Below are 10098 nucleotides of genomic sequence, written 5' to 3'. Positions count from 1 at the left end.
AGGAGTCAGGAGTCAGGAGTCGTAGGGGCGAAGCATTCGGACGACAAATTATCAATTTTATGAAAAGGCTATTTTCCGAATGCTTCGCCCGTACAGGAGTCAGGAGTCAGGAGGAGATTTGAAAATTTCTTTGCCATCTCTTGAAATCCCAAAAAATGCACACTTTTTCCGGTATACCCTTCAAAACCCTTGCACTAATTTCTGTGTTTATCAGCCTCTAACCTTTGATATATCAAGGTTTTAGGTTTATTCAGCAAACCCTAATTACCAGAGTTTGTTTGTTTCCAGTTTAAAGGATTTAATTATAGTGTCTTCCACAGTTTTTACAAACTCTGGATAGAATTTATCTTCAGCGCGATAGGTGAGAATATAGGCTTTTTGACCATTAACAATCCATACTTGCATTTCTTGGAAATTTACCTTGTGAATATTATCTCTGCTTTCATAAACTACTTGATAACCTTGTGTTTCACCAAGTTGTATAGGTTCAGATTTGATAATTTTCGTATTTTGTCCTGATTCTTCAATTCGTTGGATAGAAAACTTAGTATAATCTTCCAAAGTTTCCGACGAGAATAACTCCTCTGTAGTGATAAAAAACTCTGGAGTTAGAGAAGATGAAATCGTATTTTTCGGAACAATTCGCGTTAATTGATCTATAGCTGGCGTTTCTTCCCAATCTTTAGGATATTGAAACTTAATCCCAGATTTTGCATATTCTACTACTTCTACGACTTTTGGTGGTCGCAAATAACTATTAACACCTATCACACCAACAATTATTGGCAATATCAAAAACACCGATTTGATCAATAAAGGCTTTAATGTTTCAAGTTGTTTAGGAATAATTGTTGGTGGTTCAGTCGGTGGTTCAGTCAGTGGTTTACTTATTCGAGATTCATTTATAGCCTTCATCACTTCTGCTGCTGATTGAAACCGATGTCTAGGGTTAACCTTGAGCATTTTATCTAAAATATTAGCTAGAGAAGGGCTAATAATTCTACTAGCTTGTTGTCGCCAATTTTGGTAATTATTGCTAAGGTAATCAACGGGAGTTGTACCTGTGAGTAACTCCAGACAAGTAACAGCCAAACTATATAAATCACTAGACGGATAAATTTGTCCTATTATTCCTTCTTCAGGTCTTTGTTCAGGAGCAGCGTATACTTTTGTATGAAAAACTATAGCTGATTGTACATTTATTTGACCGGAGAAAACCTGTTTTACCGCCCCAAAATCAATTAAAAATAGTTTTTGTGTGGCTGTTTCTCTAACAATATTACTGGGTTTAATATCTCGATGGATAGAATTTTGATCATGAATAAATTGTAAAATCGGTAAAATTTGCTTTAAAAAATCTAAAATCTCTGTTTCGGAAAAACGACCTTTTCTTTTGAGTTCCTTAGATATATCTTCACCTTGGATATATTGTTGTACTAAATATTTAAACTCAAGTTCTTCTTGTTGACCAAAAGCAGGAGCAGTAAAGGAAAAATAATCATATAAAGTAGGAATATTCCCGCTATTATCACCTAAAAATTCTAAAACCTGAGCTTCTCGATCAAAAGCTGCTTTGATTCCTTCAACAATTTTGTCACCAATTTCCGGGTTGTCATTAATATTCAATCGTTTGATCACACATTGACGCTGATTCACAGAATCTAAATCAATACCTTGAAAAGTAGCGCCAAATCCCCCTTTCCCCAGAGGTTTAATAGTTTGATAATGTCCCTTTCTCCCCTTTAATATTAGGGGCATTCCACAAGCTTGACAAAATATTCCCGACTTAGTGTGAGAATTTGGAGAGTCAGGAAAACGGTTTTCGGGACTAGGGCAGTGGGGTCGGGTACAATAGTACATGATAGATAAAATAATACATGATATAGTTACAGTATTGATCCATCAGATTGGATTGTATCATAAAATGAACTTCTAAGTAAACACCTGAATATTTTCAAAAAATTAGTATATAATTAATTTATGTGTGTATCAAGTAGCCTTGCTGAATTGAGACATGAAAATCAAAAATTCCATATCTCAAACTCCGCGCCTCTGCGTCTCTGCGTGAGAAAAATTCATATTTTCACTCACCAACACCTATAAAGTTTAAAAGAAAGTAGCGCCATAATCACCAAAATTCAGTAATCAAAGGTCAAGCATTATGCAACTACCAGCATTAACTAGTGTCTTAGCATTCACCGCATTGACAGTTACCCTGAGTGTTAACCCCGGTTTGAGTCAAGAGATTCCCAAGCAAGAAGTTAGTTTTGTTTGTCGTTCAATTTCTGACCAAGGTAATACGGGAAAAGTTCACACTACCATGGCCTTCGTTCCCGACAAAAAACCTAACCCTTATGTACCCATAATTGCTTGGAAATCTGACTCCTTTCCCAGTAGTGAATGGACTCCTGAAAGACGCTGTAAACAAGTAAGTAGAAAATTCCAGCAATTTCACCAACAAGGCCGATTAGATTATTTAACTACCGGTAAGTTGAATGGGTTGGGAGTTATCTGTGCAGCTAAACCTGGTGAATGCAATAAAAACAATATTTTATTTAGTGTCAGACCAGGTGTAAATCCCACTACAGTTTTAGCCGAACTTAATGAAATCAGAGAAGGTAGAACTTCAGACTTAAATTGGCAAAATTCCGGTGAAAATACTTACTTTAATCTGGGTGAATATCTCAGAAATATCTCTAAATAACAAAATACCCCACCCTCTCACAAGGGTAGGTATTTTACATTGTCGTGAGGGCAAGACTTGGAGGACAAGGCAGACAAGGTGACAAGGGAGAAAATACGTAACTAGAATGTACAATTGGTAACAAAAACTGAGGCTAAACAGACCTTGTACTGAGCGAAGCCGAAGTACATTTTTCGTATAAAATCTTCCTTGTCTACTTTCCCTCCTTGTCTTCCTGGTCCTGCCTTCACAGATAATATTAAAAACCTACCCTTGTCAGAACCCTCCCCCTCCTTGACAAAGGGGGATTAAGGGGGGTAAACCACTACTAATAAAAACACTATTTAACTAATTATGAAACGTCAAATTGCCATTATCTCCTGCTTACTACTGCTACCCTATCCAGTGTCAGCAATAGAAACCCAAATCAAAACTACAAAACTTACACCAATATCCCAAAAGTGCAAATTACAACCAGAAGATCCACTAAACGGTATTTATTCAAACCGACAATTAGAAACCATTGCTAAACAAATTACAGTTAGAGTCAGAGACAAAGAAAGAGGCGCTTCCGGGACAATTTTCGCTAGAAAAGGTAACTCTTATTTAGTAGTGACTAATTCCCACGTTGTCAGAAGAATTAATAACATCAATATTATCACAGCCGATGGTCAAAAATATGCAGCTAAGATATTACCTAATACTAACTTTGATCAATTTGATTTAACTATATTAGAATTTACATCTAATCAACAATATTGTTTACCATCAGAAATTGCGGACAGAATCGCCTCCTTTGATATTAACCTAGAAACACCAGTTATGGCCGCAGGATATGCTGTATCTGAAGATAAATTAGTATTGACAACAGGAGAAGTACAACAAATCATCTCCCAACCGAGTTTAAAAGATGGTTATGAAATTGGCTATACCAGCGATATTCAACAAGGAATGAGTGGCGGTCCAATTATTAGTAATACAGGAAATTTAATAGGAATTAATGGCATTAGTTCCTATCCTTTAGTCAATTCTGCTTATATTTATACCAACGGAAAACGCCCCACAAATACAGAAATTCAAGAGTTCAGAAAACTGAGTTGGGGAATACCCATTAAAACCGTTTTAGCTCAAGTTAAACCAGAAGTTCTCACCGCTTATAATTTACCTATCCCAGATATTAAACAGACAATAGCAGAAGTACCATTAACAGGTTGGTTAGGAGAATTAGAAGCAAAAGCTCAACAAATTACCGTCAGAATTGATAGTAGTAGCGGTACTAATGGTTCAGGAATTATTATTGCTAAACAAGGAGATATTTACACCGTTTTAACTGCGGCTCATGTAGTTTGTAAACCACCAGATAAAGTAGGATCATGCGAGGCAAATACTTATAAAATCCTCACAGTAGATGGTAAACAATATCCCGTAGAACCCAGCACCATTAAATTAGAAGAAGGGGTAGATTTAGCAGTAGCTAAATTCACCAGTCAGGACAATTATCAAGTTGCCACCTTAGCAAATTATAACCCAAGAGATGATGAATATATGTTCACGGCGGGTTATCCCAGGTTAGGAGAAAAATCACCTTGGCGGTTTACATTGGGACAAATTTATAGTAAGGAAAGAGGATTATTAGCTACTACCCAATCAGATTTTAATACTAATAGTTCTGGTACATCACAAAGTGCTAGTTCCTTAACAGGAGGATATGAATTAGTTTATAGTAGTATCACCTTTGGTGGTATGAGCGGAGGACCGGTTTTAGACTCCCAAGGGCGGGTAATAGGTATTCATGGCAGAACGGAGGGAGAAGCTGCTATTGATAATAATAGTAGTAGTCAAGAAACTATCCAATTAGGTAATAGTTTGGGTATTCCGGTAAGTACATTTTTGGCATTAGCAACCCGACTGAACACCTCAGCACAAAAGATAGAAACCACTCCAACACCAGAACTAAATCCACAACAAGTCACGTCTATTCAAACAGCGATTTTATCAGTAGATGTATCTCAAAGTAATACTACCGCCAGTCAATGGTTAGCAAGAGGAAATCAACTGTGGCGGTTACGTCGTTATCCAGAAGCAATACAGGCTTTTGATGAAGCAATTAAGCAAAAACCAGAGTTTATTCACCTGGCTTATTATGGCAAAGGTTTGGCGTTAGGTTGGAGTGGAAAAGGTTCAGAAGCTATAACTGCATTAGAACTAGCAGTGAAATTTAAACCTGAGTTTGTTCCTGCTTGGAATTATTTAAGTGTAGCTTATAGAGAATCAAACCAACTGGATAAAGCCTTAGTAGCTATCAATGAAGCGATTCAACTCCAGCCGAATAATCCTAATTTGTATAATGAGAAGCGGGGAGTTTTAAGTGATTTAAAAAGATATAAAGAAGCAGCAGCAGCGATAAATAAAGCCATTGAACTCAGTCCCCGTGCAGCATTTTACAACAACCGGGGAAATGTCCGTGATGATTTAGGAGATAAGCAAGGTGCTATAGATGATTACAACCAAGCTATCAAGATTAATCCTAACTATGCCGATGCCTACTACAACCGGGGAATTGTCCGTAATGATTTAGGAGATAAGCAAGGTGCTATAGATGATTACAACCTAGCTATCAAGATTAATCCTAACTATGCCCAAGCCTACAACAACCGGGGAAATGTCCGTAATGATTTAGGAGATAAGCAAGGTGCTATAGATGATTACAACCAAGCTATCAAGATTAATCCTAACGATGCCCAAGCCTACAACAACCGGGGAATTGTCCGTAATGATTTAGGAGATAAGCAAGGTGCTATAGATGATTTCAACCAAGCTATCAAGATTAATCCTAACTATGCCCAAGCCTACAACAACCGGGGAAATGTCCGTGATGATTTAGGAGATAAGCAAGGTGCTATAGATGATTACAACCAAGCTATCAAGATTAATCCTAACTATGCCGATGCCTACTACAACCGGGGAATTGTCCGTAATGATTTAGGAGATAAGCAAGGTGCTATAGATGATTACAACCTAGCTATCAAGATTAATCCTAACTATGCCGATGCCTACAACAACCGGGGAATTGTCCGTAATGATTTAGGAGATAAGCAAGGTGCTATAGATGATTACAACCTAGCTATCAAGTTTAATCCTAACGATGCCCTAGCCTACAACAACCGGGGAAATGCCCGTGATGATTTAGGAGATAAGCAAGGTGCTATAGATGATTACAACCTAGCTATCAAGATTAATCCTAACTATGCCGATGCCTACAACAACCGGGGAATTGTCCGTAATGATTTAGGAGATAAGCAAGGTGCTATAGATGATTACAACCTAGCTATCAAGTTTAATCCTAACGATGCCCTAGCCTACAACAACCGGGGAATTGTCCGTAATGATTTAGGAGATAAGCAAGGTGCTATAGATGATTACACCCTAGCTATCAAGTTTAATCCTAACTATGCCAATGCCTACTACAACCGGGGAAATGTCCGTAATGATTTAGGAGATAAGCAAGGTGCTATAGATGATTTCAACCAAGCTATCAAGATTAATCCTAACGATGCCGATGCCTACTACAACCGGGGAATTGTCCGTAATGATTTAGGAGATAAGCAAGGTGCTATAGATGATTACACCCAAGCTATCAAGATTAATCCTAACTATGCCCAAGCCTACTACAACCGGGGAAATGTCCGTAATGATTTAGGAGATAAGCAAGGTGCTATAGATGATTTCAACCAAGCTATCAAGATTAATCCTAACGATGCCGATGCCTACTACAACCGGGGAATTGTCCGTAATGATTTAGGAGATAAGCAAGGTGCTATAGATGATTACACCCAAGCTATCAAGATTAATCCTAACTATGCCCAAGCCTACAACAACCGGGGAATTGTCCGTAAGGAATTAGGAGATAAGCAAGGTGCTATAGATGATTACAACCTAGCTATCAAGATTAATCCTAACTATGCCGATGCCTACTACAACCGGGGAATTGCTAAAGCTCAATCAGGAGATAATCAAGGTGCTATAGCAGATTTTAACGAAGTTATTAAGATTAATCCTAACGATGCTTATGCTTACTACTTTCGGGGAAATGTCCGTTATGAATTAGGAGATAAGCAAGGTGCTATAGATGATTACACCCAAGCTATCAAGTTTAATCCTAACTTAGCCCAAGCCTACAGCAACCGGGGAGTTGTTTATCATCAACAAGGAAACTACATAGCTGCAATATCTGAATATAATCAGGCGGTTGCTAAAGATGCCAATAGTTTAGCTGCTGTTAATAATATAGGCTTGATAAAATATGAACAGGGAGACAAAGAAACAGCGATTAAACAATGGCAAAAAGCCATGAAAATTGATAATAAATCAGCCGAACCCATATTAGCTTTAGCTGTGGCTTTATATACTAAAGGAGAACAACAACAGGCTTATCAGTTAGCGGAAACGGCATTAAAATTAGATAAAAACTTTGCAGATACTAACTTTTTAAAAAAGAATCTTTGGGGTGATAAAATAATTGCTGATACTCAGAAATTGCTATCTACTCCTAAAATGAAAACCTTGTTATCCCAGTTGCGTTAATATCAATCTTCCCTCGTTCCCTGGCTCTGCTGGGGAATGCTCACGGGAGGCTCTGGATGACAACAATAATATTTTGTCAGAATCAGGATGTCCAGGATTTAAGGATTAACAGGATGTTTGATAATGGTTGGGTTGATGAGTTTTTGGGAATGTTTGATATCTGTTTTTCTATGAGCCTGTTAATAACATGACTATATATGGCGAAAAAAATCCCCACCATAATTTAATGATAGGCTAAATTCAGAAATTTGTCAAGAGGTAGTGAAGAATAATCTTGAGAATTTTGACTTTTGACTTTTGACTTTTGACTTTTGACTTTTGACTTTTGACTTTTGACTTCTGACTTCTGACTTTTGACTTTTGACTTTTGACTTTTGACTTTTGACTTTTGACTTTTGACTTTTGACTTCCCCCAGGGGGTATCCTGATTCAGACGACAAAAGAATTTTTGGGGTATTATTAGGAGTGTTTTAATTTGAGTATAAATTTCTAATTTAATGGATATCAACCAGCAAAAAGAACAATTTAGTATTACTTATGTTAGAGCGATCGCTGCCGTAGCAGGTTATTCTATATATAGACCGGAAATAGACAATGATAGTGTAGATTTAGGTATAATTAGCAGAGGAGGTACAGGTAAAATCTTTTCTCCCAGAGTAGAATTACAACTTAAATGTACTGCTAGAGATGTTCTTGAAGAAAACTGTATTAAATATCCCCTAATTCTCAAAAATTATCATGATTTAAGGATAAATTCTCTTGTTCCGAGAATTTTAGTGGTAGTATTAGTTCCCGAAAAAATCACTGACTGGATAAAACAAACAGAAGAGGAACTTTGTCTGAGATATTGTGCTTATTGGGTTTCATTACGCGGAATGCCTGATACCACAAATACAACAAATGTTACTATTAAAATACCTCGTAGTAATCAGTTTACACCGGATGCACTACAGACCATCATTCAACGTATTAGTTTGGGAGATTTGCCATGAAAGTTACCATTAAAGATAGTCAAATACTCAAAACAGTTCAACCTGAAATTATCCAAACACATCTACAAGCTACAGGATGGCAGGAAACAGGTAGAATTTATAACGATGCTGGAGCAATTTGGCGATTTAAAAAAGACTCTATTAATGAATATGAAATTTTGCTACCTCTGCAACAGAATTTAGGAGACTATGCTGAAAGAATTAGTGATATTTTGAAAACATTAGAGATAGTAGAAAATAGAAATCAATTTGATATTTTAAGTGAATTTATCACCAATTATCCTAACTTTAATATTCAAGGTATTGTCAAGGAAATATCCACTCCAGAAATTGATAAACCGAGAGGAGAAATTACATTATTAGGTGCAGTATTTGAGAAATTACAAGAAATTAAAACAGTTCTCAATAATCAGGATTATATCTTAGCTATTAAGGCTTATCAAGAACGATTATCAATTAATTGTATGGGTGATTTAATCAAGGAAGATAATCATTTTATTCTCAAAAATCCCAGAAATTTACAAATTGACTGATGAATATTGACTGTTGACGTTGTAATTAATTAGGGTTTGCTGAATAAACCTAAAACCTTGATATATCAAAGGTTAGAGGCTGATAAACACAGAAATTAGTGCAAGGGTTTTGAAGGGTATACCGGAAAAAGTATGCATTTTTTGGGATTTCAAGAGATGGCAAAGAAATTTTCAAATCTCCTCCTGACTCCTGACTCCTGACTCCTGACTCCTATGCCCTCACGGAAAGACTTTCTCAGCAACCCCTAAATAGGGTTTGCTGAATAAACCTAAAACCTTGATATATCAAAGGTTAGAGGCTGATAAACACAGAAATTAGTGCAAGGGTTTTGAAGGGTATACCGGAAAAAGTGTGCATTTTTTGGGATTTCAAGAGATGGCAAAGAAATTTTCAAATCTCCTCCTGACTCCTGACTCCTGACTCCTGACTCCTATGCCCTCACAGAAAGACTTTCTCAGCAACCCCTAAATAATTCGTTGGGTTGCGCTGTCGCTTAACCCAACCTACAGTCATTTATAACATTTGCGGAATAAAACTAGCTTTTTTCGCTGCACTATCCCACACTATCCAGTTAATTTTATCATCCAAATCAACTGCATTATCTGTCACCTTAAAATACAGCTTTCCTTGTCCTTTGACTTCCACAGCAAAATCATAATTTTGAGCATAGGTGACAATAAAACCCTTATTTTGTAAACAATATTTTGCCCAATTTTTTAAAGATTGTTTATAGGGTTCATGGGGTATGGGTGGGTTAGTAATTACGTCATTGATAACTTTTAAAACTTTTTCCATGTTTCTATTTAATGAGGATCACAACGAATTTCTATCATAAACCCATCGGGGTCATAAAAATACACCCCTCTACCTGTAGGACGGGTAAGGGGTCCATAAGCTATGACTAAATTATTTTCTCGGATTACCGATACAGCTTGATCAAAGCATTGGGGATCAATATCAAATGCTAAATGATATGCTCTAGTAAAAGATTTACTGGGATCGGGGTCTGGTGGTAATAATTCTGGTTCTCCAAATAAGTCTAATATTGTTCCATCGGGGGTGATGAAATTAGCAACTTTGCCTTCAGCAACGAGTTGTTTTAATGTTTCGGGAATTTCTTCGCCTGTGAGTTCGTGTAATCCTAAAATATGTCCATAAAAATGGCGTGATGCTTGCATATCGGCAACGTTTAAAGCAATATGATGGATTTTGCGTAGGTAGCCGGTGGGAATGGTTTTTTGTTCATTCATGGGTTTTTAATTTAGAGGTTGTTTGGAAAGTTTTTTATTGTCATCAATGACACTG

Annotated in this window: 7 protein-coding genes; 4 read left to right on the top strand and 3 right to left on the bottom strand. The window is 36.9% G+C overall.

Features of this window, described 5'->3' with window-relative positions; all coding sequences use genetic code 11:
- Positions 1-264: 264 nt before the first annotated feature.
- Positions 265-1860 carry a serine/threonine-protein kinase gene (locus tag H6F47_RS16905; RefSeq protein ID WP_242027417.1) on the bottom strand — a complete coding sequence of 532 codons (1596 nt, stop codon included), beginning with the start codon at positions 1858-1860 and terminating at the stop codon, positions 265-267.
- A gap of 301 nt (positions 1861-2161) precedes the next feature.
- Between H6F47_RS16905 and H6F47_RS16900 the strand changes: the two genes are divergently transcribed.
- The 4 genes from H6F47_RS16900 to H6F47_RS16885 all read left to right on the top strand — a co-directional run bounded on the left by H6F47_RS16900 (position 2162) and on the right by H6F47_RS16885 (position 8792).
- Complete coding sequence (locus H6F47_RS16900) at positions 2162-2704, top strand: COP23 domain-containing protein (RefSeq protein ID WP_190650161.1); 543 nt, start codon at positions 2162-2164, stop codon at positions 2702-2704.
- Between the two features lie 333 nt (positions 2705-3037).
- Positions 3038-7267: a serine protease gene (locus H6F47_RS16895; RefSeq protein WP_190650158.1), complete on the top strand. Its 4230-nt coding sequence runs from the start codon at positions 3038-3040 to the stop codon at positions 7265-7267.
- Between the two features lie 497 nt (positions 7268-7764).
- Positions 7765-8259 (top strand): DUF4365 domain-containing protein, encoded by a 495-nt coding sequence (locus tag H6F47_RS16890; protein WP_096566963.1) that lies wholly within the window; start codon positions 7765-7767, stop codon positions 8257-8259.
- Positions 8256-8792: a hypothetical protein gene (locus tag H6F47_RS16885; RefSeq protein WP_137669515.1), complete on the top strand. Its 537-nt coding sequence runs from the start codon at positions 8256-8258 to the stop codon at positions 8790-8792. The genes H6F47_RS16890 and H6F47_RS16885 overlap by 4 nt, the downstream gene beginning before the upstream one ends.
- Before the next feature lie 514 nt (positions 8793-9306).
- On the opposite strand, the gene H6F47_RS16880 is transcribed toward H6F47_RS16885, so the two are convergent.
- Together H6F47_RS16880 and H6F47_RS16875 are read right to left on the bottom strand one after the other, a co-directional pair.
- Entirely contained in the window at positions 9307-9588 is a 282-nt protein-coding gene (locus tag H6F47_RS16880) for a hypothetical protein (protein WP_096566966.1), read from the bottom strand.
- Between the two features lie 8 nt (positions 9589-9596).
- The gene (locus H6F47_RS16875) at positions 9597-10043 is read right to left on the bottom strand and encodes a VOC family protein (RefSeq protein WP_137667265.1); all 447 of its coding nucleotides are present in this window, start codon (positions 10041-10043) and stop codon (positions 9597-9599) included.
- Positions 10044-10098: the final 55 nt, after the last annotated feature.

The organism is Sphaerospermopsis sp. FACHB-1094, assembly GCF_014696195.1.
Classification (GTDB): domain Bacteria; phylum Cyanobacteriota; class Cyanobacteriia; order Cyanobacteriales; family Nostocaceae; genus Sphaerospermopsis; species Sphaerospermopsis kisseleviana.
Note: the sequence above shows the minus strand (reverse complement) of the source record. Positions and strands in the feature narration are given on the sequence as shown.

What these genes read in the sequence shown, in the direction of transcription:
- H6F47_RS16895 (WP_190650158.1), top strand. Translation starts at nt 3,038, where the DNA reads ATGAAACGTCAAATTGCCATTATCTCCTGCTTACTACTGCTACCCTAT.
- H6F47_RS16900 (WP_190650161.1), top strand. Translation starts at nt 2,162, where the DNA reads ATGCAACTACCAGCATTAACTAGTGTCTTAGCATTCACCGCATTGACA.
- H6F47_RS16885 (WP_137669515.1), top strand. Translation starts at nt 8,256, where the DNA reads ATGAAAGTTACCATTAAAGATAGTCAAATACTCAAAACAGTTCAACCT.
- H6F47_RS16905 (WP_242027417.1), bottom strand. Translation starts at nt 1,860, where the DNA reads ATGTACTATTGTACCCGACCCCACTGCCCTAGTCCCGAAAACCGTTTT.
- H6F47_RS16875 (WP_137667265.1), bottom strand. Translation starts at nt 10,043, where the DNA reads ATGAATGAACAAAAAACCATTCCCACCGGCTACCTACGCAAAATCCAT.
- H6F47_RS16890 (WP_096566963.1), top strand. Translation starts at nt 7,765, where the DNA reads ATGGATATCAACCAGCAAAAAGAACAATTTAGTATTACTTATGTTAGA.
- H6F47_RS16880 (WP_096566966.1), bottom strand. Translation starts at nt 9,588, where the DNA reads ATGGAAAAAGTTTTAAAAGTTATCAATGACGTAATTACTAACCCACCC.